This is a genomic window from Roseimicrobium gellanilyticum, from assembly GCF_003315205.1.
Classification (GTDB): domain Bacteria; phylum Verrucomicrobiota; class Verrucomicrobiia; order Verrucomicrobiales; family Verrucomicrobiaceae; genus Roseimicrobium; species Roseimicrobium gellanilyticum.
Genome location: NZ_QNRR01000019.1, coordinates 1 through 26374 on the forward strand (window position 1 = coordinate 1; position 26374 = coordinate 26374).

Consider the following 26374-nt stretch of genomic DNA (forward strand, 5'->3'; position numbering starts at 1 on the left):
CACAACGCTCACGCACCCGGCGCAAACGCTGCGCGCTCAACTCAGAAAAAAACAGACAACCACTTCCGCGACTCCATTTATCTAACTAGACTTAATCATCTCAAACGCAACATCCTTTACGCCATTCCTCGCCAACTTCCCTTCATGGCATTGGGCTTCAGCCGAATAGTATGCGGCACCGCTTGTTCTGCGGTGAAGGAACATGGTGAGCTGCAGGAGTTCGGCTGAAGCCGAAGCTACTTTCTTTCGCTGCTCACTCCCCTATCCGCCACAGGGTGCTGTCCGTACGCACGAACACATGCTTACCGCTCAGGGCCGGGGTGCTGAGCACGAGTTCCTTGGTCTCCGCATTCAGCGGAAGCTGCAGCGTGGCAACCACAGCGCCTTCTGCAGCGGTCGTGTCCACCACCTGGAACACGCCCTTCTCGCTCACGGCGACGATGTTCTTTCCTGCGGCCACAGGAGACCCGCTGAAGGGGCCGGTGAGGCGCAGTTTCCAGCCGCGATCGCCCGTGAGGCGATTCGCTTCATTGAGCACGCCGGCGCTGTTGATGGTGAAGATGTGATCTCCCACGACGACCGGGCTGATGGTGCTGGGGTTGAGCTGCTCGGAGCGCCAGATTTGTTCGGGGGCTTCCCCGTTGGTCTTCGGCTTCAACGCGGTGATGCCTTTGGACGCTGCATACACAACGCCATCCATGACCACACCAGAGGACATGGTGGAGGCACCCTCTTCATACTCCCACAGACGGCTGCCGGTGGCGGCGTCCACACCCACGATGCCCTTGGACGATTGCAGCAGGGTTATCGGAGCGCTGTTCTTGTCCGCCTGCCACACGAGTGGGCTGGTCCAGTTGGCGGACTTGGGACGCTCCATTTTCCAGAGGTTGCGACCCGTGTTGGCATCGACGCCGAGTGTGTAGCTCTCGCTGTCATTCTCAATCATGGTCACCACCGTCTCACCCACCACGATGGGAGAAGACGCCATGCCGAGGCTGTTGCTGGCATTGGGGTAGTCGATGGTGAGACCGCGCAGCCAGAGCAGATTGCCATCGAGATCAAAGGCTGCGAGATCGTTAGAAGACCACAGCGCGAAGAGACGCTTCCCATCGCTGCAGGGTGTGCACGCGGCGACGGAAGACTTGTTGTGCGCCATGGTGCGACCCGTGGCCTTGAGCTGGCGTTCCCAGACTTTGGAGCCATCGGAGGCCTTGAAGCAGATCACATGCAACCGCTCCTGTCCCGGACCGCTGGAGCAGGTGACGTATACCTTGTCCCCAATGATGATGGGGCTCGCGAGACCACGACCGGGAAGCGAAGCGCTCCAGTCGATCTTGGGTTTCACAGGAGCGACAGCGTCGGCTGAATAAGCAGCACTGCCGGGGCCACGGAACTGGGGCCAGTCGGCGGAGAAAGCACAAGTAATCAGTGAGCAGTACACAGTAATCAGTGAACTGCGGAGGAAGGTATGTGAATGGAACATAGCGAAAGACGAGGATTGGGAAGAGAGGGATGACATGCTTTGATTCAGCCCGTGCGCTTGCGAGCCCTTTGCTGCGCCGATTTTTTCTTGCCCACTACCTGCCATCCAAGCTTCCTGGCAGTTTGGCGCACGTACTTCTTTGTGGCTCGAAGTTCCTGCCTGGGCTCGCGTTTTATCCGCTCACGCGGCTTGTCGGCTTTGGGAACTTCCACGACGCGGATGGACACTGCGTCTCCCACTTTGAGATTTCGACGTTTCCAGATCAGATGCTCATTCGTCTTGGCATCCAATCCCCCGGCATGGATGGACAGGAACTCCTTGGGCACCGAACCTTTCGCACGCCGTGGATTCGCTCCGGGGGTGTTCACCCAATTGAGGATCGTGGACACGACACCGCTCTCAAGCCCAACCGTGCACAGACGTTTGCCGTTCAAGAAGATTTCGAAGGCAGTCATATTCAGAAACTGAGAGCTTTCTTCTGGTTACTGAATACTGATCACTGATTACTGGCGATCGCCGTTCCCGTCGCATCACACACGCGGAGCTGGAATTCCCACTCCACGGTCCACTGCTCGGTCTGCTCGTTCTGGCAGCACTTCACGAGGATGGTGTTCGCGCCTTTCTTCAGCTTCGCATTGAGCTTGTACTGGTCCATCTTCTGCCCGCGATGGTATTCATCGCGACCGAAGACGAACTCGCCATTCACCCAGACTTTCCAGGCGTTCTTGCAACCGAGGCGGAGTTCCACCTCACGGGCTTCATCCGTGTTGAAGGTGGCGAGCGCATAGGCGGTGCTGCTCTTGAGCATGCCCAGTGGCTTGTTGAAGTCGAGCTTGCCGTACTCATGCTTGGTCTCAAAGGGTTGCCATTTCACCTTCGTGGGCTGGCCTTTGTCGTCCTTTTTGCCTTCGTAGGTGGCCTCGAGCTTGATTTCTTTTTCCGGCGCATAGACGGCATCGAAGCCTTCGCGCTTGGCATTGTCGAACGGCCCGATGACCTGCCAGTTCATGAGAAAGCCAAAGTGCTTGGGCAAGTCCACCTCCATCCCCAGCTTCGTGAGAGCTTCGGCGATCACCTTCACCTGGTCCTCGTCACGCGCGGCATGGAGTGCCTTGGTGTAGGATTCCTTCGCGGCAGATTCTTCCTTCGCATCCGCAGCCTTCTTTCCGGCATTGATAAGACGCTGCACCGCGCCACGGCGGAGTTCCTGGGAGGGGTCATTGAGCAAGGTGGGCTCGATGACATCGGCCTTCGCCACATCGGCCTGACGAATCACATCGAAGGCAAGCAGGCGCGACTGCGGCGTGTGTTTGGTGTCCTTGAGATAGGACTCGAGTTCCGCAACGGGTAGCGTCTTCTTCGCTGCGACGGCGTCATCCGCGATCACCGTGGCGGCAAGACGCAGCCAGTTGTCCGCCACCACGTTGCCTTTACCCGAGGCATTCAGAATGGGCAGCAGATTTTCCGGTCCTCCTGCCACGAGTTCCTTCCACGCGGCGCTGGCAGTTTCATTCCCCTGCCCTTCCTTTCCCACGGCGACAATCGAGTCGAGGGATTTGGCGGCATTGGCGTACAGGGAGGATGCACCCACCATGGGGAGCAACGACAACGAGAGGGCAGCAACGCGGGTGAGCGTGATTGGGTTCGCAGGCATGGCGGAGACGGTGGTGGTGGGCGTCAACAGGCGGAGGTGTAGACTGCAAAACGGGGCGACGCCAAGAAATCTTTGAGTCGGAACGTGAAGTCTTGGAAATGATCCGGCGTTGCGAGGTGTCGGCCACGCTTCGTGACGCAGGCAGATATAGTGGCCGACTTTCTCCGAAAGTTGATGCGGGTGAAAGCAACCTCGTTGGTAACATCAACACGCTGCGACTTTCGGAGAAAGTCGGCCACTATAGTACGGCACCACTTTGGAGGATGGTGCGATGCAGCCAAGAAAAGCCGCGCGCATCCGAGCTCAAAATTCCCCGCGGAAAACGCAGCGGGCAGTCGGCGTCTCGTGAATCACGATCTCACACAGGCCGGGAAGTTGAGGTGCAAGTTTTTTCCACAGCCACGCAGCCATGATTTCGATGGTGGGATTCTCCAGACCCTCGATCTCATTGAGATAACTGTGGTCAAGCTGCTCAAGCAGCGGATTCATGGCGCGGGAGATCTCCGCGTGATCATAGACCCAGCCAATCTTCGGATCGACCTCTCCTTCCACAGCGATCTCGACCTTGAAGCTGTGGCCGTGCATCTTCTTGCACTTGTGATTCCCCGGCAGGGACGGCAGGGTCTGGGCGGCTTCGAAGCGGTAATCTTTGACGAGGCGGCAGCGCATGGCTGGGAGAGTTTCGGTTTTGAGGGTTCGGTTTGAGTACAAGAGTTTCCGGCAGGGCTACTCGACCGGCACGGCCTTCGCAGCACGGGTTTCCACGGCACTGCCGGGCAGCAGGGTATAGCGCAGATGATGGATGGCACCATCAAAGGGCGTGCTGTTTGGGAAGCTTTCACGATCCAGCACACCGAAGCTTTGTGCGACCTGAAGCCCCTGGTTGGGCTTGCGCGGAAAGCCTCCCTCCATGGGAGCGTAGCCGCGTGCTTCCTCCTTCAATCCCGTGGCGCTGAAGGCGAGAGTGCCGTCCAGAGCGAAGAGCCCGCGGTAGATGACCCGCCCGGCTGGCAGTGGTTCAGTGGACTTGAGCGTGGTACGCAGGCCATCGTAGTTCACGGTGAAGGCGAGCTTTCCATCCAGGCAGTGCACTGCAAAGCCAAGTTGCGGTCCACCCTGGCTCAGAATGGTGCTGTCACGATCCACCGCAGGGTCATAGTCGAAGACCATTTCAATTTCGAGGGCACGCTCTTTGATATCCGGCGAATCGTCCGCGGAGAAGCTGTCGCCGGACTGATACCAGTAGGTCACACTGCCATCCGCGCCGGCATCGACACGCACGTCACCCTGCTTGCGGTAGGCACTGGCCCACGCAGTCGGCAAAGTTTTGCGCAGCGTTTCTGCAGCAGCCACCGCATCGGGTGAAGGCGCAGCGGCAAAGAGCAGATTCGTCCACTCATGGGGATCGTTTTGGTGATCGTAGAGCTCCTCAGCCCCATTCGCATAGCGAATGTAGCGCCAGCGGTCGGTGCGAGCCGAGTAGGACTGCTTTTCCTCGGTCCCGGCAAAGGTGAAGGCGGGCCGCGAACGCTTCGCCTCAGGATCCTTCAGCAGCGGCAGGAGGGATTCGCCTCCCAAATGGGCAGGCTTCTGGATGCCCACCAGATCACACAGCGTGGGATACAGATCCACGAGGCTCACAGGTTCATTCGACACAGCCTCGGGTTGAGTGATGCCTGGCGCCACAATCACAAGCGGCACGCGTGTGCCCTCCTCCCACAGGCCACCTTTGTGCCACCGCTGCTTCTCACCCAGGTACCAGCCGTGGTCACTGGTGAAGACGATGATGGTATCCTTCTTGTGCGGACTGCGATCCAGCGCATCCAGCACACGACCCACCATGGCATCACAGAAGGAGACATTCGCCAGGTAGGCACGCACGGCCGAGGGCCAGAGGTTCTTTTCCAAGATGCGCCGGTGGTTGTTTTCCGCGCCTTTGATGTACCCCTTCGCCACTTCGGGAATGTCATTGAGGTCATCGGCCTTCACCTGCGGCAGGGTCACATCCATGAGCGGGCGCTCGGTGAAATACTGCCGGGGCGCGTACCAGGGTGAGTGCGGACGGTAGAGGCCGACTGTGAGGAAGAAGGCGTTGCCGTGGTCCTGCTGCAGAAACTTCTCCGCCCAGCTCACCACCTTGCCATCGTCTGTCTCATTATCCGGCACGTCAATGCCGCCCCAGTCCCAGTGCCAGATATTGAGGCCGTTGAAATTCTGCCCCACGTGCACGGGCAGGTCCGGGATTTGCACGCCGGGACTTGGGAAGCGCATGTCCCAGACACCATCCTGCTCAAAGCCACGCCGGCCGCCGTGCCATCCGGTGAGCCGCCCTTCCGGGCCGCCATGATTCGCGTGGAAGACCTTTCCGCCGGCTGCAGTAAGGAAGCCGGTATCGCGGAAATACTCTGGCAGCGTGGGCTTGCCCTGCACCTGGATGGACTTGCGCCAGTCCTGCTCATTGCCATACACCCCGCTCTGCCAGGGCCACATGCCGGTGAAGAGCGCGGTGCGGGAGGGATTGCACAGGGAGAAGGCACAGTGCGCATTGGTGAAGCGCATGCCCGCGTGCGCCAGGCGGTCCATGTTCGGCGTGCGAGACTGGGGATGCCCGCCCATCCAGCCCACCCAGTCATTGAGGTCATCTGCGATGATGAAGACCACGTTCGGCCCCTTGGTGCGAAGAGGCCGGGCCTTGGGCGGAGGCGCCAGAGCCGGAGCCACCGGAATCACGGTGGGCGCGGCCGTGGTACTCGCGGCTGCTTTCCCCGTTCCGGATTTTTTCCGCGTCGCGCTGAGCAGATCCGTGCTGCCCATGGTCAAACCGGCCACAACGACCGCGAGCAAGAACAAGGGCGAGTAAAAATGTCTTCCAAACATCCAGCCAGCATTGTAGCCAGAAGCATGACCCCGCCAATGGATTCATTCCTGAAACGAGCCAGTGCAGTCCTGCAGGTCCTGAGCGTGGCGGGCATCGCCCTCGTGCTGTCACTGCCCTACCTGCGGGGTGCCACGCCGGAGCAGGTGGAGTCCGCCCGGGCGCAACTGCCCAAGGACGAGACCTTCGCCACGAAGCTGGCCCATGCCGCACTGGACCGCACCAGGCACACCGTGCGCTATGAGCCTGACTATGTGCGCCTGGACTACCCCAATGGAGATGTGCCCGCTGACACCGGTGTGTGCACAGATGAGGTCATCCGCTCCTACCGCACCCTCGGACTGGACCTCCAGAAGCTGGTGCATGAGGACATGAAGCGGAACTTCAGCGTCTACCCGAAGAACTGGGGCCTGAGCCGCCCGGACCCGAATATCGACCACCGCCGCGTGCCGAATTTGAAGACCTTCTTCAAGCGCAAGGGTTCCAGCCTGCCCGTGACGGACAAGCCGGAAGACTACCTCCCCGGCGACCTCATCACCTGCACCGTGCCGCCGCACCTGCCTCACATCGCGATTGTGGTCCCCGCGCCCGATGGCGGCCCGCGCCCCTGGATTGTGCACAATATTGGCAGCGGTCCCAAAATGGAGGACCGGCTCTTCGAGTTTCCACTGACCGGGCACTACCGCTGGACCGGGAAATAGGTGCCAGACCCAGAGCATAAATGCGGCCTTGAATGCCCTCGGAGCCGTTTCATTTGCTGCCCGGCAGCCCCCGGTTGCGAATTTTGAGCACGATGATGACCGCAGTCCTTACTTTTGCCATTGCACCGAAGTGCAACAAGTGCCTCAGTCCCTTTCCATGAAAACGAACGTCTTCCTCAAATTGCTGGCGGCCGGCGTCATGGCCACGGCTCTTGGTCTGCATGCTCAAGATGCCAAACCAGAAACCACCACCCCAGCTCCAGCCAAAGTGAAAGCCACCATTGAAACCTCGAAGGGTACTATCGAACTCGAACTCGATGGCGCCAAGGCACCCATCACCGTGCAGAACTTCATCAACTATGTGAAGAAGGAGCACTACAACGGCACCATTTTCCACCGCGTCATTCCCGGCTTCATGATTCAGGGCGGCGGCTTCACGGCAGAAATGAGCCAGAAGCCCACGGACAAGCCCATCGCGATTGAGAGCCAGAACGGCCTGAAGAACGCACGTGGATCCATCGCCATGGCCCGCACCAGCGATCCGAACAGCGCCACCTCCCAGTTCTTCATCAATGTGAAGGACAATGCCAATCTGGATTTCCCCAGCTTCGACGGACACGGCTACGCGGTGTTCGGCAAGGTGACCAAGGGTCTCGACGTCGTGGACGCCATCGTCAGCGTTCCTACCACGCGTAAAGGTCCTCACGCGGATGTGCCAGCTGAGGCCATCACCATCACGAAGATCACCATCACGGAGTAAGCGCCGAGTTCTTGAAGCGCCGTCGCTGAGCCCTTTGAAGAGCTCATGCGCGGCGGACTTCCAGAAACACCGGACTTGGATTCTCACAGCGGCAGCGACCCCAGCGGTCCCTGCCGCTGATTTTTTTACACACCTGCCGCCGAGACAAGAAAGACGGGACAGGCACGAAATCCCCCTCGCCCCGGCGGACATGGCCGCCCGGCACCCCAAGTGCAAACTGCCCGGCCTGCCTTGATGCCGACCCCAGCAAATCCGGTTTTCGCCGCCCTGTTCGGTGGCAGTCCGAAATTCCATTTTGTGGGAACGCAAACTTCCCATTGCGGCCCCGCCAGCCCGCTGGTAATCATGCGCCCTCACTCTCTCTTCCTCAGTCATGCCCATCCCTCTCGAAGACAACTACAATGATGTCATTGGCAAAGCCCAGCGGGGATTGAACCTTCCAGACGACGCCTTGGCCGCGCGCATCGGCATGCCGGAGTCCGTCATCACGAAGCTCAAGGAAGGCTCCATGGATGAGATCGTATTCGACAAGATCTCGCGTGCTCTGAATCTCCACACCGGAGCCTTGATCGCCATGGCGAAGAAGGATTGGTATCCTGATCCGGTGCGCCTGGCCGGACTGGAACAGTTCAACACGCCGTACGAGGACTACACGGTGAATGCCTATGTGGTGTGGGACCCGGACACGAAGCTCGCTGCTGCGTTCGATACGGGCGCCTCGGCGAAGCCCATGGTGGATTTCATCGCCAGCAAGGGGTTGAAGCTCGAAGCGATCTACCTCACGCACACGCATCCGGATCACGTGGCGGACATTGCCACGCTGCGTACCGCAAACCAGCCTGTCTACTCCTGCAACAAGGAGCCCTGGGACGGCACTGAGCTGTTCGATGCGGGACACGAGTTCAATCTCGGAGGTCTGCGCATTGAGACAAAGCAGACCTCCGGCCACTCGCGTGGCGGCATCACGTACATCATCCACGGACTGGATGAGCGTGTAGCCATCGTGGGAGATGCGCTTTTCGCCTCCAGCATGGGTGGCGGCATGGTCTCCTGGGCGGATGCCCTGGCCACCAACCGCCGCTACATCCTCGCCAACCCGGAGAACACCGTCATCTGCCCCGGCCATGGTCCCATGACCACGGTGGGTCAGGAGAAGGCGCACAACCCCTTCTACCCCGAATACAAGCCCTCGGCTTCGTAGTCGCCGCCAGACCAGACGGACTGGAGCATCCTGCTCTCGCCCTTGCCCTTTGTCACTCTCCTCTTTTCCAGTCACGACATGATGGAGTAAGAGCGGGAGCAAGATTGAATTCAGCGCTGTACAAGACAGCACTCTTCAACGCCAACCACGTAACACCTGCCTCATCATGTCTCAAACCATCGCATTCGTCGGAGTCGGCCGCATGGGCGCCAACATGGCCCGCCGCCTCATGGACTGTGGCTACAATGTCACCGCCGTCTATGACGTGTACACGGAGGGCGCCGCCTCGCTTGCCAAGGAAATCGGCTGCAAACATGCCACGACGCTCGCGGACGTAACCGCCGCGGCGGATGTCATCTTCACCGTGGTGACGAATGACGCCTCCATGCGCACCATCTTCCTCGAAGGCAGCGACAACTTGCTGGTGAATGCGAAGGGTAAAATCTTCGTGAACTGTGCCACCGTCACGCCCGGCATCCACCGCGAAGTGTACGCGGCTGCCCGCACCGCTGGCGCCAGTGCACTGGAAGCCAGCATGGCATCCAGCATCAGCCAGGCTCGTGAAGGCAAGCTGTATCTCATGCTCGCCGGTGATGAGGCCGTGTACCAGCAGGTGCAGCGCATCATCGAAGACCTCAGTGTGAACCGCCGCTTCATCGCCGGTGGTGCTGGCAAAGCCGCCGAAGTGAAGGCGCTGGTAAACATGGTCATGAACATCAACACCGCGGGTCTCGCCGAAGGCCTCGGCCTCGCCGCCGCCCTCGGTCACGACCTCGGCATGATTCGCGAAGTCTTCTCCCAGACCGGCGCGAACAGCCGTGTGCTGGAAACCGACGGTGCCGACATGGCGGACCGCTCGCATGATTGCTGGTTCAGCGCCGAGCACGCCGCCAAGGACAGCGGCATCGCAGGCTTGCTGGCCAAGGAGCAGGGCCTGAACCTGCCCCTCAACACCGCCACCGAAGCCCAGTACCAGAAGATGGTGCAACTCGGACTCGGCGGCCTGGACAAGAGCGGTGTCGCGGAGCTGACGTTCAAGGGACGGCACGCGTAAGCGCAAAGCCCGGTTCAGTGATAACCATGAAAGGCCTCCGGATAGGAGGCCTTTTTAATGCCTTAGGGAAAGCTCGCGACCACACAGAAGGAGGTCACGCTGCATGGACGCTTCTGGTTAACCGCAAAGGGGCAAAGCAGCAAAGGACGCAGAGGTTCGACTCAGTTTGGCGTTGGGATGTATCTTTGTGTTGAGAGGTAGCAGGGCTTTCGAAGAAGAGGAGGCAAAGACGCGCAGGAGCTTTGCGGAGCATCGTGTCCGCTTTGTGCGTTCAGGTTGCCACACCACCCGACTTCCTGGCGTTTCCGCGGAGGAATTGAAGAGAGAGCACCGCCTGAACGCGTTACAGACGAGAGTTACCCCAGGAGGAAAAACGCTCCGCTCCCTTTGCCTCCTCTTCTCCGAAACGTTCCACTCCGCGGAGCCCACCCTTTCAAAAAGCTCTGCGTCCTTTGCTTCTTTGCCCCTTTGCGGTTAACCAGAGTCGGCCACGTGACGTAAATGCCCCAGCAGTTTCGGATGGCGGGTAGGAAAACCCACCATCCACTGTCCGGTCAGGAGACCCGACTTCCTTACAGCGCCTTCACGCGGATGTTCTTCCACCACACGGGGTCGCCGTGGTCGGTGAGCATGAGCTTGCCTTTGCCGGGGGCAAAACCTTCCACGGCCTTGAACTTGCTGTTCGCGATGCCGGTCTTCCACGCTTCCGACTTGGTATCGGCAGAGGCAGCAAGCTTGCCATTGAGCCAATGCTCGATTTTGCCGTCCTTCACAATGACCTTGCTGTGGTTCCATTCGCCAGCAGCCTTCACGCCCTTGTCCGCCACGGGGCCGATGATGTCATAGATGCTGGCGGTGCTGTGGTTGTCGCCCTTCTTGGCGTCCGCGTGCTTCTCGTCATCAATCATCTGGTACTCCACCCCGAGCCAGCCCTTCTTGTCGAACTTGTTCACCCAGTACTTGATGCCGCTGTTACCACCGGCATCCAGCTTCCAATCCCACTCGATTTCGAAACTGGAGTACTCCTCCTTGGAGATGATGTTTCCTGCCTTGGCGACGCGGCTGATGACGCCTTCCGAGTCCTGCACCCAACCGGCCGGCACGGGCTTGCCGTCGCCGTCAGTGAAATCTGCGAGCGTGAGCGTGACCGGCTCAGCGGCAGAAAGAGAAGCGGCAAAGAGGAAGCTTAGGAACAAGGCGGATTTCATGGGAGAAAAGGAACTGCGAACAGCCTCCCTAACTTTCAAGCAGCAGAACAAAAAATGGGGGCAAGAGTGCCCCCGTTCCGGCTTGGCTGACGCCTCCTTTACTGACCAAGCCAGACCAATCTACTGCGACCGAACGGCTTTCCCCTCAAGGATCGGGGCACTCCTGCCCCCTTCGTCGCACGCCCCTTGATGTGCCCAACAGCGAGAAACCAAGAACCAAGAACCTCTCCCCCTACTTCACCGCCGCCCCACTCTCCGGCGTCTTCCCAAACCACATCATGTGCTGCCAGGGAAGTTCATCGAACTCCTTCACGCAGGTATAGCCATTCGCATTGAGCTCCTTGTTGACCTGCGCCTTGGACATCTTGTGCTCTGGTTTGATGGGCACGGACTCGTCCTCCTCGCGGAACTCCACCAGCACCAGCTTGCCATCGGGCTTCAGGGCCTTGCGCATGGCGGCGAGCATCTCCACGGGGTGGGAAAACTCATGGTACACATCCACCAGCAGGATGAGGTCGAAGGTGTTGTCCGGCAGCTTCGGGTCGTGCAGCAGGCCGAGCACAGGCACGAAGTTGGTGACTTCCTGTTTCTTCGCAGCCTCTTCCAGCATCTTCAGGTACGGCTCCTGAATTTCCACGCCATAGACCTTGCCGGAGGGGGCCACTTCCTTCGCCATGGGGAAGGTGTGGTAGCCATTTCCGCAGCCGAGGTCGCACACGATCATGCCGGGCTTCAGCTCCAGCTTCGAGCGCATGAGCGTGGCAGCCTCCTCGCGATCACGCTTCGTACGAATGAGCCACGCGGCACCGGTGTAGTGCATCGTTTGGGCCACGTTGCGCCCCAGGTACTCTGTGAGGCCGGGATGCGGCGGCTCGGTTGAGGAACTGTCCTGAGCTTGACCACGCACCGCTCCAGCGACCAGTGCAAGGGCTCCAAGGACACAAAACAGTCGGCGAAAAGAAAACGGTGTCATCTGCATGCGAGTATGACTCAGACGGCTGCACTCAACGAGTTCAATCACCTCTCCGTTCCATTTTTGGCATCCCATTCTTCCGAGGTTCCCCTAGATTCGGAGAAACATGAGCATTCCCCACCGATCCACCAGCTACCTCCGTGTCGGCTTGTGGTTTCTGGCGTCCATTGTTTTGGGCAGCATGTGCAGCGCCATACGATGGGGTACCGAGGATCGGTTTCATGGCACAGGCTTCCCTATCCCCATCGTCATGTGGGACAAGCCTCCAGGAGGTGACCAGTTCATCGACTACGTCTCTTTCGCAGGGCTCATCCTTAATCCGCTCTTTGTCTTCCTGACCGGTCTGTTCTATTGGGGCTTGTGGTCTGTGGCGCGTTGGACCTGGAGACGCGTGCGAGGTTAAATATCAATATCAACCACGCAAGCCCATTGCAAAACCACTGGCCACCGGGCCCGAGTTCCGCTAGTCTGACCCTCCCATGAAGCTCGCCTCGCTCCTGTCCCAGCCAGCCGCGCCTTCAGACTCGCGGCATCTCCCTGTGGATGATCGAAGCTTTTTCGAATCTTGGGACAAGTCCGAAAAACCTGCCATGGAATCGGAATCTTCCGCGGCACCTTCACCCAAGTCGAAGTCCCGCAAGAAAGCCGTGACATCGGTGCGCGAGCACGCCGAGCTGGTGATGCACTTCACACTGCTGCTGCACACAGACCCGGACATGAAGTGGGCCTTTGCGGAGCCGGGCAATGGCGCGCCCATCCCCCAGCTCGAGCTGGAGGTCGAGGGACACACGCAGGCTTTCGCACCGGTGTATGAGCTGAAGCCAAGCCCGGCACGGCTGCGCAAGATTCGTACGCCGGAGGGCTCACCACCGCCCCTGCTCCTGACCACGGAACTTACGGCGGGCATGCAGGCGATATGTCGTGAACGCCGGCTGTGCGCGATGGACCTGAATGGGCGCACGTTGCTGCGGGCTCCCGGTTTGCTGGTGGATCGAGCTCCCCTTCCCGGCCGGGCTTACAAGCATGAGGTGGAGCCGCGCAACATCTTCGCCGGAAAGAGCGCCCGCATCCTGCGTACGCTGCTCACGGATGCATCACGCCTCTGGAGCCAGGGGGACGTGGTGGCACGTTCACAGGCAAGCGCGGGGCTGGTCTCACGCATTGCCCAGCATCTCATCGCGCAGGGACTGGCCAAACGAACGGCTCATCGTGATTTGCAGGTGACCCAGCCGGGCAACCTGCTGGAAGCATGGGCGTCGACAGATCACTTCGAGGCGCGAACGAAGTCGCAAAACTTCGCGATCGATGAACGCAGCCCGCTGGAGGTAGCACACACCTTGCGCGCATGGGCGAAGTCACACGACGTCCAGATTGCCTTCACCCGGCAATTCGCCGCAGGACTGCGGCATCCCGAAGGTGGAGCCTCCGATGCCGCGGATGAATCCATCTCTGTGTATCTTTCGGTGATGCCAGATGCTGCGGCGCTGGAGCAGATGGACCTCCGGGCAGACGATGACCTTGAAAATGATGGTGACAACCAGGAGACGCCGTCCGCCAACGGTCTCTGGCTCCATGTGCCGGATGACGAAGGCGTGTTTCTGGAGACGCAGCCTTCATACCGGTATGTCAGCATCCTGCAGCAGCATCTGGATCTCGATCTACCGCTGGCGAGTGATGCGCAAATCTATCTCGACCTGCTCAAAGCGGGACCGCAGGGCGCAGAGCTGGCACGGAAGTTTCGTGAGTGGGATGAGTTCTGCAGGGATGGTGTGCGGGTGTAGAGAGAAGGGCGCATCTCCGTTGAGACGTCTCGTAAGGATAGTTCGCGCGACTCGCAATGGTTGAGCCTAAAAGCACGCCACCTTGCGCGAAGCGGCCGCTTTTTTGCTTCACTACGCTGGATATGTCACGAGACGATGCTCAATCGCGGCGATACACCACATCACCTTATCCTACACCTCCACCACAATCTTCCCGAAGTGTGCTCCGGCGGCCATGTGCTCGAAGGCGGCACGGGCTTCGGTGAAGCCGAAGACACGATCAATCACGGGTTGCAGCTTGTGAAGGTCGATGGCGCGCAGCATGGCTTCCATGTGCTCGCCATTGCCCACATAAATGCCCTGCACAGTGAGGCTCCGGGCGATGATGGGCCATGGATTCACGGTGCCCTCAAACCCGGTGAGCACGCCGATGACACTCACCCGTCCCCCGTAGCGCACGGCATCGAGGGACTTCTGCAAAGTTCCGGCACCACCAAGCTCAATCACGTGATCCACGCCACGTTTCTTTGTCAGTGCGAAAGCCTCGCGCTCCCAGTCGGGCTTGGTCTTGTAGTTGATGGTTTCATCCGCGCCGAGTTCCTTCGCGCGGGCGAGCTTTTCATCACTACTGCTGGTGATGATGACGCGAGCGCCGTGCATTTTCGCGAACTGCAGGGCGAACAAGGACACGCCACCAGTGCCGAGGGTGAGGATGGTGTCGCCGGATTGCAGATGACCGTGGCCCACCAGCGCATTCCATGCGGTGAGCGCAGCACAAGGCAAGGTGGCCGCCTGCTCAAAGGTCAATGAGTCTGGAATGCGTACGAGGCCGTCTTCACGAATAAGCACCTGCTCTGCCAGCACGCCCTGAAAGGCCCCACCGAGCGCGGACTTCATCACATCGTGAGTCATGCCACCAGCAGGCCAGCGCTGGAAGAAGAGCGGAATGACGCGGTCACCCGCCTTCCACTTCGTGACACCAGCGCCAACCTCCAGCACCTCCCCTGCTCCATCTGAGCAGATGGTGAAGGGCAGCGGAAGATTGCCCGGGCGCTCGCGCTTCGTGGTGCCGAGGTCGCGATAGTTCAGCGAGGCGGCGCGGATGCGCACCAGCACTTCATGCGGGCCGGGCTTGGGAGCTTCCAGCTCCACTAGGTCCAGTCCCTGCGGCCCCTCGGGTCTTTGAATCTGCCATACCTTCATGGTGTATCACTCTCTATTATGATTTAACGAGCGCCCTGTGACACTTGTTTCTCCTCCATCCTCGCCATCAGCCAGAGTACGTCTGAGAGGCGGTTGAGGTAGCGGACGATTTCTTCATTGGGCACCGCCTCGGGCGAGCCGTTGAGGCTCACCACGGCACGCTCAGCACGACGGCAGACAGTGCGGGCCACATCGCAATGTGCGCCGCTGAGGGATCCCGCTTCACCGGGAAGGGCCCAGCCTTTGAACTGAAGAGCGCCGGCCTTCTCCAGTTCACGCACGAGTTCATCAAGGTGTTGCACGGTAGCGGCATCGATGCGTTGTGGATGCGTCTCCGCATAGCGCGCCTCTTGTCCGGGTGGTGTGGCGAGTTCCCCCATCAGGGCGATGAGCGTCTTCTGCATGAGCGGCACTTCATGCAGGGCGGCCTCTCCGGTGGCAGTGAGACGCACGACGCCAAGTGCAGCATTCAGCTCATCCACGCAGCCGATGGCGTCGATGCGAGGATAGTCCTTCTGCACCCGGCAGCCAAAGAGCAGGTCTGTTTCTCCTGTGTCGCCGCGCCTGGTGGTGATGGACATGGCTACCGCTACGTTGAGCAACCGCAGTGTTCAAGAGGCAAACGTACGCGGGCAACGGTCACCAAATGACCTGTATCCAGGCATGGGCCGATGCACGGCAAAAATAAACCGGGGACATGCCGTCCCCGGTCTTGAGCTACTTGCAGCGCACTAGGACGAAGCGGGCTTGGTCTCAGCGGGCTTGGTCTCAGCGGGCTTGTCCGCAGGTGCAGGCGTAGCAGGCTTCTCCGCAGGGGCGGGAGCAGCGGGCTTGGTCTCAGCGGGCTTGTCCGCAGGTGCAGGCGTAGCAGGCTTCTCCGCAGGGGCGGGAGCAGCGGGCTTGGTCTCTGCTGGCTTGTCTGCAGGAGCTGGCGCGGCGGGTTTGGACTCCACGGGCTTTTCAGCAGCAGGAGCAGGTGCGGGGGCCAAGGCTGCGGGAGGAGCGGAGCGAACAGGGGCAGTTCCCGGAATCCCCAAGGGCGGGACTGGAGCAGCATTGGGAGGCATCAAGGCGCCAGGGACGGGAGCCTGGGGTGCCGGAGCTTTCTCACGAAGCAACTCGCTGCGCTTCTTCACGAGCGAGCTCACACCATACTGCGAGACTTCGTACACCCAACCGTGAAATTGCTTCTGTTCATCAGCGAGGCGCTTGGTGAGCAGCTCGTTGCGCTGCTTGAACTCTTCATCCTTCTGTTTGACGTCAGCCTCCTTCTCATCGGGAGAAGGCTTGCGCACCTTGGGAAGGTCCGCTGTCACTTTCATGGTGACAAGATAGGCGGGGAAGCCCTCCTCGGCATCCTTCTTCGCCAGGATTTCCACGTCATAGGTGAATCCCTCGAAGGTGACAATCTTCACTTTGCTCGCTCCCTTCATGGTGTCCGGCGTCACCTTGTCCTTGAGCAGCACGTCATTGAGTGGCCCCTCAAGCACGCGGGCAGCCAGTCCGGCAGCTTTGGCAGTGTCCAGCTCTTCACCGGCCGGAGCATTCACAAAGGTAAACGGTGCATCAAGGGTGGCGCGCTCGGCCTTCCAGGAGTCCGCCGCATTTGGGAAATTCACCTCCGCGGATTTCACATTGGTGATATTGGGCCAGGCCATGTTGAGCCACAGCCTGGGATCGGACAGCAATTCGTCAAAGCTGTCATCCACCACCCAGACGGTGTCCTTGTCATTGGGCGTGCGAACGAAACGCTGCGGCGTGGGACCGCCGAACATGTTGGTGCTGGAGGCACCACCGGAACTCTTGGGAGAAGAACCCACCACCACACTGCCAAGCAGAGTGCCCTTTTCATCTTCAAGCTTCACTTCAAGTCCGGCGCCTTCGCCATCCTTTTGTTCGCCGGGAGCCAGCACATTCAGCTTCGCCAGGGAGGACTTGCCCACCTCCTTGCGGTCCTTGATTTTGAGCTCTTCAAGTCCCTGCACCGCGCGCTGGATCTTCTCAAGAGAGGCGGGATAATTGCTACGGTCCTCCACCACCCACTGGCCTCCTACCACAGCGAGCGAGACTTTCCCCTTCGAGTCATGGACGGTGACCTTATGAACCTTGTCCGAAGGCAGATTGGGCAGGAGGAACTCCCGCGCATCCGCCTTGCTCAGGCTATAGCCGCTGGTGCGCTCGTCGAATGCCCTCTTGTAGAACAGGGCGAACCCCACAAGTGCGACAAGTACGATGAGAAGGATTGCCGGTTTTTTCATGAGTTTGGAAAAGCGTGCAAAGAAAGAAATGATATCTGCTTCAGCATTCAGCTTCAGTGCGCCGCCTGAATGGAGTGGCGACGCATGGCGAGGACAAGACCAATGGCAACGACCAGCAGCGGTACCGCAGCCATGTTCAGCGTGGTGATGATCATCTCGAGGTGATCCTTCTGCTTCTTCAGCTCCTTCTCAGCATCCCGCTTTTTCTTCTGGATTTCGAGCTGCTTGTCCTTGAGCTGTTGAAGCTGCTGCTTGTTGGGATTGAGGAAGACCACGCCCTGCTCCTGCTTCGCACCGGAGAGGCTCGCGATGTCTCCCACGATTTTGTTCAGCGCAGCGTTCTGCTCTTCGATGACGGGGCGGTATTTGGCTTCCACGGAGGACATGAGTTCGTTCATCTTCGTGAACTCACGGTGGCTGGAAGCGCGGCTGCGCACGGCCACGAGGTCCGAGCTGCCGCTCGCCATTTCCATGATGTTCAGCATCATGGGGATGTTCGAGTTGATCGGAATAGGAACGGCGCGCCCGGACTGGTCACGCTGCAGGGCGAAGACATCGTAGAGCATATCCGCGTCTGCGAAGAGGAAGACCATGCCCTCGCTGTTGGCGGACTTTTTCAGGGCCTCCGGAGCTACAGGCGCGGCAGGAGCAGCACCGGCAGGAGCAGCACCGGCAGGAGCAGCACCGGCAGGAGCAGCACCGGCAGGAGCAGCGGCTGCGGGAGCCGGGGTTGTCGCTGCGGCAGGAGCGCCCGCATCCTTCTTGTCTTCACCACCCGTTTCACCAGGGGCTCCAGGAAGGGTGAGACCGGGCGGCAATCCAGGAATGCCAGGAGGCTTCGGACCGCCAGGAGGCATGGCCTCAGGCTTGGGCGCGCCTTCCGGGAAGGCAGTGGTAAACGTGCCGGTGAGGCGCAGGGCCAGAATCTTCTTCTTCCCTTCCGGTTGGAAGTTGGTCATCTCCTCATTCTGCACCTTCTCCGCCTCACTGCTGTCGATGAAGGAAGAGTTCTCAGACGACTCCAGCAGGCGGGTCGCCGTAATGCCTTCTTTCGCGCTGATGCTGAAAGCGCCCGTGCAGAACATCTGCACCTTCTCCAGTGCGTTGGCAATGGGCTCGCTGGTGTTGATGCCCGCGCGGTCCACGCTGAGGAAAGTGGGAACGGACTTGCCGCGCCCCACAGTGACGCGGTAGGTCATGTCTGCCACGAGCTGGTGTTTGTTGTACTCCACGCCCCATGCCTTGAAGAGCTCAGGCAAATCCGAATCCTGCGGCGCCGAGGGCGGAGCCATGCCCATCTGCATCTGGTTGGGGTTGTTGTACGCTTCAGAAACCATGCAACGGGGATCCACCATCGCGATCACCTTGCCACCCTTCAGCAGGAACTGGTCGATGGCGAACTGGGCCGCATTCGTGATGCCGCCGGGATGGATGACGAGGAGGATCTTCACATCCGCATCAATGGTGTCCGAGGACATCGACACTTCGCGCACATCATAGTCCTGGCGCAGATGCTGGATGAACATCCACGGCGGAGGCGTACGCTGCGGCATGCCTGGGAAATTCATGGCCGGGCCCGCGATGGGCATGGCGCTCATGACGCCCACGACCACGCGACTGCCTTCATTCGACGTGACCTTGGAAATGCCACGGGCGATGTAGTACTCCAGCGAGGCTTCATCATTGGGATTGAGCAGTGGGATGATCTCCTTGCGATCCACCGCTTCAATGGCGAGGCCCAGGTAGAACTTGCTCGTGCCATCCATACCGTTGAAGCTCGTGATATCGTCCGCAATGGCCTTGTCCTCGTCCTCAGTGCTCGGGCGGGGGTCGATGCGCTCGAGCTTGATTTTGCCGCGGCCTTCCTTCTCGATTTCCATGAGCAGGTCACGCACGGGCGTCACGTAGTTGAGCGCCTCCTGCGGCATGATACGGCCGTCTTCCGTGGCGTAGAAGCGCAGCGTCACCGGCTCATCCGGATTGATGCGGGAGATGATGCGCTTGGTCCCGTCCGACAGGGTGTAGATGTTCTTCTCCGTGAGGTCGAACTTCGGATTCAGGATGTTGAGATGCCCGACAATGTAGTTCACCACTACAATGATTCCGATGACGTTCAGCAAGGAAAGGGCTGACACGGTGGCCTTGTGTTTCATAGGCGGCAGTAAGGTCTGGGTGATTAAGAAAGGTGCGGAATAGCTGGCGCAATCAGGCGCGCTTGCTCTGGAGGGCGTGGTGCGTGATCATCAGACAGACGGCGATCACACTGACAAAGTAGAGGACATCGCGGAAGACGAGCAGCCCCTTCGTCATGTACTCGTAGTGGGTCATGAAGCAGAGCTGGGCGATAATCTTCACCACTCCGGTGAGGGAGTCAGGAGTCACCTTCAGCACGGAATCCACCACCTGCTGGAGTCCCATGAGGAAGAGCACGAGGCAGATGGTCACGGAGATGATGAAGCAGATGACCTGGCTGCGGGTGAAGGCACTCACGGCGCTCGTGATGGCCAGGCAGGCAAGCGCATAGAGGTAGCTCGCGATATAACCGCTGACGATAGGCCCGGGGTCAGGCTCGCCAAGGTAGAACACCGTCCACACAATGGGGAAGGTGAGCGCGAGGGCCAACGCCCACACGGTGGCGGCAGCGAAGTACTTGCCCAGGATGGCGTGCCACGGAGAGATGGGCATGGTCATGAGCAGCTCCATGGTGCCCAGGCGGTGCTCTTCGGACCAGAGGCGCATGCCCACGGCGGGCACGAGCATGAGATAGATCCAGGGATGCCAGCTGAAAAAGCCCATCTGGTACGAGAGCGAGGCGCTGTCCCGATTGAGGAAGCCGCCCACGATGAAGGTGAAGCCCTGCACCGCGAGCAGGAAGATGACGAGGATGATGTAAGCCAGGGGCGAATTGAAATAGCCGAGCAGCTCGCGCTTGTAGACGGCAAAGGTATTTTTCCAGGAACTCATGAGAAGCGAAGTGTGTGGTAAACGACGTTCAGAAATCAATCAGCGCCGCCGGGCGCGTCTCGGACCAGAAGTCCTCACGCGCCATGGGCGGAGAGGTGTGGATCAGGCTGTGTCCGAGCGTGTGAGCGCGCGGAACATTTCATCCAGGCGGCCTTCCTCGCGGTGCAGTTCTTCCACCTTCCAGGCCTTCGCCTGGGCCAGCGAGGCAATCTCGCGGGACAGGCCCTCATGATTTCCCTGACGTGAGGGCAGCACGCGCCCGGCGAAGCGGCCATCCTCTGCTGCGGTGCTTTCCACTTTGTCCACGCCGCTGATTTTCCCAAGCTCCTCACGGATGGCTGCACCCGAAGCACCGAGAATCACCACGCGCACGGCATCCGCACCCGGAGCGCGGCGCTTGAGCTGGTCAGGTGTGCCGTCTGCCACGATTTTGCCACGGTCAATGATGATGGCGCGGGAGCAGGCAGACTCCACCTCCTCCAGGATGTGGGTGGAGAAGATGATGGCTTTTGTCTCGCCCATGCGCTTGATGAGGTTGCGCACCTCATGCTTTTGATTGGGGTCGAGACCGTCCGTGGGTTCGTCCAGGATGAGAACTTCCGGGTCGTGAATGATGCTCTGGGCGAGACAGGTGCGGTGGCGGAAGCCCTTCGAGAGCGTGTCCACGCTCTGGTTGCGCACGGGCTCCAGGAAGCAGGTCTCCAGCGCCTTGTCCACGGCACGGGCACGTGCGTAGCCATAGAGGCCGCGCATCTCTGCGCAGAAGCCGAGGAAGCCTGAGACACTCATGTCTGAATACAGCGGCGCATTCTCCGGGAGGTAGCCAATCAAGCGTTTCGCCTTCTCCGGCTCCTCTAGCATGTCGATGCCACCCACACGGATGCTGCCGGCGGTGGGCAGGTAGTAGCCGGTGACCATGCGCATGGAGGTGGACTTGCCGGCGCCGTTGGGCCCCAGAAAGCCCAGCACTTCACCTTTCTCCACATTGAAGGTCACTCCATCGACCGCAACCTTGGTTCCGAACTCTTTTCGTAGATCCTTTACCTGTATCATGATGTGAGGATTTGCCTTGAGCTTCGTGCAGGGAAAAAACTAACGCCTGTGAGACGCCATTGTTACAACCGCCCATTTCAGAAGTGGACATGGGCGGAAAAGAATTCTGTGCGCAATGCTGAGGGGCTATTCAAGAAAAAAATGCATGCTGCCCGATGGTCAGAGGGAGGGGCGCAACATCCGGATCATCTGACGGGCAGCCAGCGTGGCGCACACCACACGGGCGGGAAACCGTGCAAGACTGAGCAGCGCCCCGGTGTCGCCAAACTCCTCAAAATGCAATTCAGGATCCACTGTGCCGGATTCCATGACCGAACAAAAATGCTCCAGCAGGTGGGTGGCCTGGGTGGCTGGCTTTCCCTGCACCATACCCAGCACCAAGGAGGCGCCCGCCTGACTCGCGGCACACCCCGCGCCCACAAACCGGGCACAGATGACGCTCCGTTCCGGCCCTGAAACCGCGAGTGACAGGGTCACGATGTCGCCACATGCCGGGTTCTCCACTGTCTCAGGCTGTGCTCCTTCGCACGCGCCACGGTGCCGCGGGTTGCGGTAGTGATCTCTGAGAATGGCTTCACAGACTTCCGGGGTGAGCATGCTCTCTGGACCTCCACGGTCCGGTGCGGTGCGTCAACCCCCGCCCTCAATTCTTTTCCGCCTCACCGTCCAGACTGTTTCAACGTCCTTGCCATTTAGGTGACCAAAAACTATGCTTTCCGCTCCCTTCCCCGCATGCTGAAATCCCAGAGTCACGCTACATCTGACGCGGCCGAGCCCTTCGTTCTGTTCAGGCCGTTTGTCCGGGCCTGGCGGTGGCTGTTTCCGCCCAGCCTGGCGGATATCGACCGACAGTCCGGCACGGCCCGCCTGCTGGCGAAGATCATGATCGTGGCGGTCTTCTTCGGCTTGGGCACCCTGGCCGTCATCTACGGGAAGACCTTGCACAACATGGTGCAGACCTTCCGCTCCAACCAGTTTGTGGATGATGCCGAGGAGTACGAGAAGAACGCGGAAATCGTGAAGGCCTGGACTGCCGCCACCCGCGCATACCACCTGGACTCTAACAATCCCAGAGCCGTCCGCACCCTGGCCAGGTTCTACGTGCTCACCAAGCAGAAAGAAGCCGGATACCTGCTGGACAAGCTCCGCGACCTCGGCCACTTCAACGACGAAGACCTCCTGCTGGAAATCACGGCACTCTCCAACTCGGCAGACAACAAGGCTGCGAGCGCGAAGATTGAGGAAAACCTGCGCAACTCCGTCCCGAACCGCCGCGTGGTGGAAATCGCCGACAAGGTCATGCGCGACCTGAATCGCAAGGACAAGCTCCTGGAAATCCTGAAGGTGTACGTGGAGCGCGCTCCGGATGATCTGGACATCAAGCTGACCTACGCCCTGCGTCGCATCGAACTCGGCAACCCCGTCCAGAGGAGCGAAGGCATGTCCGACCTGTGGCGGGTGGCCGAGACCAAGGGCAAGGAGGGGCTCGAAGCGCTGGAGTATCTGGATGAGGAAACCCTCACGGATCCCGGGGAACAGCGCCTGCTCATCTCCCTCCTGGAGCGTCACCCTCTCGCCAAGGAACCGCACCACATCGCCGCCATGAAGCGGCTGGTCGCCATCGAACCCGGCCGTCGCAAGGAAATTCTGGACAAGGCGGTGGCCGAGCGCCGTGACACCAAGCGCGAGGAACTGGAGCCCATCGCCCGGTGGCTCTCCGTGGAAGGCGAGTACGACCGCTTCTTCATCCTCTTCAACGAAGACAAGGTGCGCGACTATCCCCCGCTGCTGCGCCACTATCTGAACGTCCTCATGCTGCAGGACCGGAAGGCGGAGATGGAGAAGCTCATCAATGACCCGCGCACCCGGCTCTTCACCCATGAGCGCGCCTTCTACACGGCACACCTTGCCTTTGTATCGGGCAAGAAATGGGAGGAAGTGAACTCGCTCCTGGTGAAGGCACTCGCCACCGCGGAGCAGTACGGACAGCCCAATACCATCCTGCACATTGCCCAGTACGCAGAGCAGCGGAACTTCCTCCTCGTGGCAGAGCAGGCCTACCGCTCCGCCTCCGCCCTCCGCCGCTCGGAATCCGTTCAACGCAAGGCCTTCGACGGCCTGCTGAAACTCACCTACCGCAACGGCAACTCAAAGGGCTTCATCGAGGCCTGCCATGACAGCGCCGAGCGCTGGCCGGACAACAAGGACATCCGTGAACGCGCCCTCTACGCCAGCCTTCTGGCCGGCATGGACCTGGAGCTCTCCATCTCCACCATGCAGAAGCTCCTGAAGGAGGCTCCGGACGACTCGCGCCGCAAGCTCATCATGGCGCTGGGACAATTCCGCATGCTGAACTACGACGCCGCCGCGCGTCAGCTCAACCAGAGTAACCTCAGCCAGCTCACCCCCGGTCAGGCGGCCGTGCTCTGCGGCATCCTCACTGCCGCAGGGCGTGATGAACAGGCAAAGGGCATCGCCAAGCAGATTCCCCAGGGCCAGATCATGCTGCAGGAGGAGATGCGCTTTCTCCAGCTCACCGACCCCTCGCGACTGCCTCCCGCCGTGGCCGAAGCCCCTCCGCCGCCACAGTTGTAGCCGTGCCTCGCCGGTGAAGCGGATGGGGTTTATCGCAAAGCAGCGAAAGCAGCAGAGAAACAAAAGGAGGTTAGGCGTCTCGCCTGACCGAGCCCCGCTCACAACACCGCAAAGCCGTTTCCATGCCGCTTCGCTGAAGCAAAGAGACAAAGACCCGCAGCACGCCTCCGTCCAACCTCTTGTGCCTTTTGTGTTTTTTTGCGGCTAGGGCGGTTTAAACAAAATCGTGGCCTTCGATCAGGGGTGACTTGCCGTACCGCGACCAGCGGTTGGGTTGGCGCGCCCCCATAACGAAAATGGCTACACTGTAACTTAAACCGCTCTAATCCCTCAGTCGATGCCACCGGCAGAAGGTCGGTCCTCCCTACCTCCTCATCCTTTTGCGTCCTTTGCGCTCTTTTGCGGCTATTCCCAAGAACCCGCCACCTCCCCGTCTCGCAATTTCCTGTCCAAAACCCGCCATCCGCATCGTTACACGCACAGGAGTCACGCCCTCCCCACCCGCCGATGCACGAAGCCACCTCCATCGCCAGCCATCGCTTTCCCTGTGCGGGAGGACGCTCCCTGTGGACTCCCACGCGACGCGATTTTGTCTACGGTCTCGGCACCAGCGTCGGCAGTGTCGCCTTCTCCACCCTCCTCGCCGCGGAGGAACAGAAGAAATCCGGACCGCTCGCGCCCAAGGAAGGCCACGTGGAGGCCAAGGCGAAGCGCTGCATCTTCCTCATGATGGAGGGCGGCCCCTCGCACATCGATACCTTTGACCCGAAGCCCGCGCTCGCGAAGCAGCACCTGAAGGAATTCACCCGCACGGACAAGCAGCAGTCCGCCATGTCCGGCGGGAAGCGCTACTTCGTGCAGAGCCCCTTTGAGTTTCGCAAGGCAGGCCAGAGTGGCGCGGACATGTGCACGCTGTGGGAGAACCTGCAGCACGTGGCGGATGACCTCTGCTTCTACCGCGGCTGCCAGGTGGACTCGGTGAATCACCCCACCGCCATGTACCAGATGAATACCGGCAACCGCTTCGGCGGCGACCCGGCCATCGGCTCATGGACCACCTATGGCCTCGGCAGTGTGAATCAGGACCTGCCCGGCTTCGTGGTGCTGCCCGAAGTAAGCTATCCGCAGGGCGGCTCGGCGAACTGGAGCAACGGCTACCTGCCTGCCAGTTTCCAAGGCACGCCGCTGCGCGCCAAGGGCTCGCCCATTCTCGACCTGCAACCACCCAAGGGCATCACGCCTGAGCTGCAACGCGCGAATCTCGACCTGCTCGCGAAGCTCAATCAAGAGCACCTCGCCGAGCATCCGTGGCATGGCGAACTCTCCGCCCGCATGGAGAACTACGAGCTCGCGTTTCGCATGCAGATGCAGGTGCCCGGCGTGCTCGACCTCTCCAAGGAAGACCCAAAGACGCTGGAGCAGTACGGCATCGGCAATGACCGCACGGATGCCTTTGGCCGCAAGTGCCTGCTCGCGCGCAAGCTCGTGGAGCAGGGCGTGCGCTTTGTGCAGCTCTACGCCGGCACGTGGGACAGCCACGACTACATCGAGCGTGCCCATGCGAACCTCATCGGCGCCGTGGACAAACCCATCGCCGCCCTCATCGCCGACCTGAAGCAGCGCGGCATGCTGGAAGACACCCTCGTGGTGTGGTGCGGGGAATTCGGACGCTCCCCGGACAACGGCGTGCGCGGCGGCACCGCGTATGGCCGCGACCACAATCCCAAAGCCATGACCGTCTGGTTCGCCGGCGGCGGAGTCAAAGCTGGCCACACCATCGGCGCCACGGATGAAACCGGCGCCGAAGCCGTGGAATGCGTGCACCACGTGCGTGATTTGCACGTGACCCTGCTGAGGCTACTCGGGCTGGATGATAACCGGCTGACGTTTTATCACGCCGGACGCTTCAAGCAGCTGTCGCAGTTTGGCGGGCAGGTGATTAAGGAGCTCATCGCGTAATTCTCCGGTGCCTTGCCCGTCATTTTACGTGGCAGGCAGCCGCGTCAAAGGGACGCTTCTGGTTAACCGCAAAGACGCAGAGAGGCAAAGGACGCAAAGGAGGGAGAGGGTTTGGCGCTGGGTGTGCGATGTGCTTCGCGGTAACAACGTCTCGAAGTAGAGGAGGCAGAGACGCGCAGGTCGCGTGGACGGGTGTCATCCAAACTCTTGTACCTTTTTGCGCTTTTTTGCGGCTAATCCACGACCCCCTCATGGTCGAATACAGTCTGATACATCACCCAAGGTGTCGGTCGCCTGAAGCTCCCTAACCCTGGTCCCGTTTTGCGGGATCCTGCGCCCCTTCAGGGCGCGGCTGCTGACGATTCCCACGCCGCCATATCTCACCTGCGTTCTCACCTTCTGCGCCTTTTGCGTTTCATTGCGGTTATCCCCCAACCACACAAACTCCACGCACCGTCCTACTGACTACTGAAATGCCCGAGGTCTCCAGGCCACATCGCATTCCGCGCGTCTTCTCACCCCGATTCCACACGCTAAGCGTTCGCATAGCGATGTTTCTGAGAGACGCTAGCGTAACGCTCAGCGTTCGCTCAGCGTCCCTTTTGTGAGTCGCTAGCGTGTCGACATCGAATCGCTTAGCGACACGCACCATCCCGTCCCACACCTGCCTTGC

Annotated in this window: 23 protein-coding genes; 9 read left to right on the forward strand and 14 right to left on the reverse strand. The window is 60.2% G+C overall.

Features of this window, described 5'->3' with window-relative positions:
- A partial coding sequence (locus DES53_RS33645; protein ID WP_211325745.1) for a hypothetical protein occupies window positions 1-228 on the forward strand: 228 nt, incomplete at its 5' end.
- Window positions 229-253: 25 nt separating this feature from the next.
- Here DES53_RS33645 and DES53_RS30330 read toward each other — a convergent pair.
- The 5 genes from DES53_RS30330 to DES53_RS30350 all read right to left on the reverse strand — a co-directional run bounded on the left by DES53_RS30330 (window position 254) and on the right by DES53_RS30350 (window position 5981).
- Window positions 254-1483 carry an outer membrane protein assembly factor BamB family protein gene (locus tag DES53_RS30330; RefSeq protein ID WP_113962096.1) on the reverse strand — a complete coding sequence of 410 codons (1230 nt, stop codon included), beginning with the start codon at window positions 1481-1483 and terminating at the stop codon, window positions 254-256.
- A 44-nt stretch (window positions 1484-1527) separates the two neighbouring features.
- Complete coding sequence (locus DES53_RS30335) at window positions 1528-1938, reverse strand: hypothetical protein (protein ID WP_113962097.1); 411 nt, start codon at window positions 1936-1938, stop codon at window positions 1528-1530.
- Between the two features lie 41 nt (window positions 1939-1979).
- Complete coding sequence (locus tag DES53_RS30340; RefSeq protein ID WP_113962180.1) at window positions 1980-3137, reverse strand: hypothetical protein; 1158 nt, start codon at window positions 3135-3137, stop codon at window positions 1980-1982.
- Between the two features lie 303 nt (window positions 3138-3440).
- Entirely contained in the window at window positions 3441-3806 is a 366-nt protein-coding gene (gene queD, locus DES53_RS30345; RefSeq protein ID WP_113962098.1) for a 6-carboxytetrahydropterin synthase QueD, read from the reverse strand.
- Between the two features lie 57 nt (window positions 3807-3863).
- A complete protein-coding gene (locus DES53_RS30350; protein WP_170157550.1) occupies window positions 3864-5981 on the reverse strand; it encodes a sulfatase in 2118 nt (705 codons plus the stop codon).
- 69 nt (window positions 5982-6050) lie between these two features.
- On the opposite strand from DES53_RS30350, the gene DES53_RS30355 reads away from it, so the two are divergent.
- The 4 genes from DES53_RS30355 to DES53_RS30370 all read left to right on the forward strand — a co-directional run bounded on the left by DES53_RS30355 (window position 6051) and on the right by DES53_RS30370 (window position 9728).
- Window positions 6051-6713: a DUF1287 domain-containing protein gene (locus DES53_RS30355; protein ID WP_113962100.1), complete on the forward strand. Its 663-nt coding sequence runs from the start codon at window positions 6051-6053 to the stop codon at window positions 6711-6713.
- 157 nt (window positions 6714-6870) lie between these two features.
- Window positions 6871-7473 carry a peptidylprolyl isomerase gene (locus tag DES53_RS30360; protein ID WP_245958295.1) on the forward strand — a complete coding sequence of 201 codons (603 nt, stop codon included), beginning with the start codon at window positions 6871-6873 and terminating at the stop codon, window positions 7471-7473.
- 373 nt (window positions 7474-7846) lie between these two features.
- Window positions 7847-8674: an MBL fold metallo-hydrolase gene (locus DES53_RS30365; protein ID WP_113962101.1), complete on the forward strand. Its 828-nt coding sequence runs from the start codon at window positions 7847-7849 to the stop codon at window positions 8672-8674.
- Between the two features lie 103 nt (window positions 8675-8777).
- Window positions 8778-9728, forward strand: coding sequence for an NAD(P)-dependent oxidoreductase (locus DES53_RS30370; protein WP_342782379.1), 951 nt, complete (start codon window positions 8778-8780; stop codon window positions 9726-9728).
- A gap of 572 nt (window positions 9729-10300) precedes the next feature.
- Here DES53_RS30370 and DES53_RS30375 read toward each other — a convergent pair.
- Together DES53_RS30375 and DES53_RS30380 are read right to left on the reverse strand one after the other, a co-directional pair.
- Window positions 10301-10936, reverse strand: a complete 636-nt coding sequence (locus tag DES53_RS30375) for a 3-keto-disaccharide hydrolase (protein ID WP_113962103.1) — start codon at window positions 10934-10936, stop codon at window positions 10301-10303.
- Window positions 10937-11168: 232 nt separating this feature from the next.
- Window positions 11169-11843, reverse strand: a complete 675-nt coding sequence (locus DES53_RS30380; RefSeq protein WP_245958296.1) for a class I SAM-dependent methyltransferase — start codon at window positions 11841-11843, stop codon at window positions 11169-11171.
- A gap of 172 nt (window positions 11844-12015) precedes the next feature.
- Between DES53_RS30380 and DES53_RS30385 the strand changes: the two genes are divergently transcribed.
- The gene (locus DES53_RS30385; protein ID WP_113962104.1) at window positions 12016-12312 is read left to right on the forward strand and encodes a hypothetical protein; all 297 of its coding nucleotides are present in this window, start codon (window positions 12016-12018) and stop codon (window positions 12310-12312) included.
- 76 nt (window positions 12313-12388) lie between these two features.
- Complete coding sequence (locus DES53_RS30390) at window positions 12389-13690, forward strand: hypothetical protein (protein ID WP_113962105.1); 1302 nt, start codon at window positions 12389-12391, stop codon at window positions 13688-13690.
- A gap of 171 nt (window positions 13691-13861) precedes the next feature.
- Here the strand turns inward: DES53_RS30390 and DES53_RS30395 are convergent, their stop codons facing one another.
- From DES53_RS30395 to sufU, 7 genes are all read right to left on the reverse strand, one after another.
- Window positions 13862-14872 (reverse strand): zinc-dependent alcohol dehydrogenase family protein, encoded by a 1011-nt coding sequence (locus DES53_RS30395; RefSeq protein WP_113962106.1) that lies wholly within the window; start codon window positions 14870-14872, stop codon window positions 13862-13864.
- 23 nt (window positions 14873-14895) lie between these two features.
- A complete protein-coding gene (locus tag DES53_RS30400; protein ID WP_113962107.1) occupies window positions 14896-15453 on the reverse strand; it encodes a cob(I)yrinic acid a,c-diamide adenosyltransferase in 558 nt (185 codons plus the stop codon).
- A 150-nt stretch (window positions 15454-15603) separates the two neighbouring features.
- Entirely contained in the window at window positions 15604-17130 is a 1527-nt protein-coding gene (locus DES53_RS30405) for a DUF4340 domain-containing protein (protein ID WP_113962108.1), read from the reverse strand.
- 53 nt (window positions 17131-17183) lie between these two features.
- Window positions 17184-19265, reverse strand: a complete 2082-nt coding sequence (locus DES53_RS30410; protein WP_211325746.1) for a GldG family protein — start codon at window positions 19263-19265, stop codon at window positions 17184-17186.
- Between the two features lie 70 nt (window positions 19266-19335).
- The gene (locus tag DES53_RS30415) at window positions 19336-20094 is read right to left on the reverse strand and encodes an ABC transporter permease (RefSeq protein ID WP_113962110.1); all 759 of its coding nucleotides are present in this window, start codon (window positions 20092-20094) and stop codon (window positions 19336-19338) included.
- 102 nt (window positions 20095-20196) lie between these two features.
- Window positions 20197-21147 (reverse strand): ABC transporter ATP-binding protein, encoded by a 951-nt coding sequence (locus tag DES53_RS30420; protein ID WP_113962111.1) that lies wholly within the window; start codon window positions 21145-21147, stop codon window positions 20197-20199.
- A gap of 159 nt (window positions 21148-21306) precedes the next feature.
- Window positions 21307-21744, reverse strand: coding sequence for a Fe-S cluster assembly sulfur transfer protein SufU (sufU, locus tag DES53_RS30425; RefSeq protein WP_113962112.1), 438 nt, complete (start codon window positions 21742-21744; stop codon window positions 21307-21309).
- A gap of 135 nt (window positions 21745-21879) precedes the next feature.
- On the opposite strand from sufU, the gene DES53_RS30430 reads away from it, so the two are divergent.
- Together DES53_RS30430 and DES53_RS30435 are read left to right on the forward strand one after the other, a co-directional pair.
- Window positions 21880-23742, forward strand: a complete 1863-nt coding sequence (locus DES53_RS30430; protein WP_147263724.1) for a hypothetical protein — start codon at window positions 21880-21882, stop codon at window positions 23740-23742.
- A 507-nt stretch (window positions 23743-24249) separates the two neighbouring features.
- Complete coding sequence (locus tag DES53_RS30435; RefSeq protein WP_113962114.1) at window positions 24250-25701, forward strand: DUF1501 domain-containing protein; 1452 nt, start codon at window positions 24250-24252, stop codon at window positions 25699-25701.
- The last annotated feature ends 673 nt before the right edge of the window (window positions 25702-26374 follow it).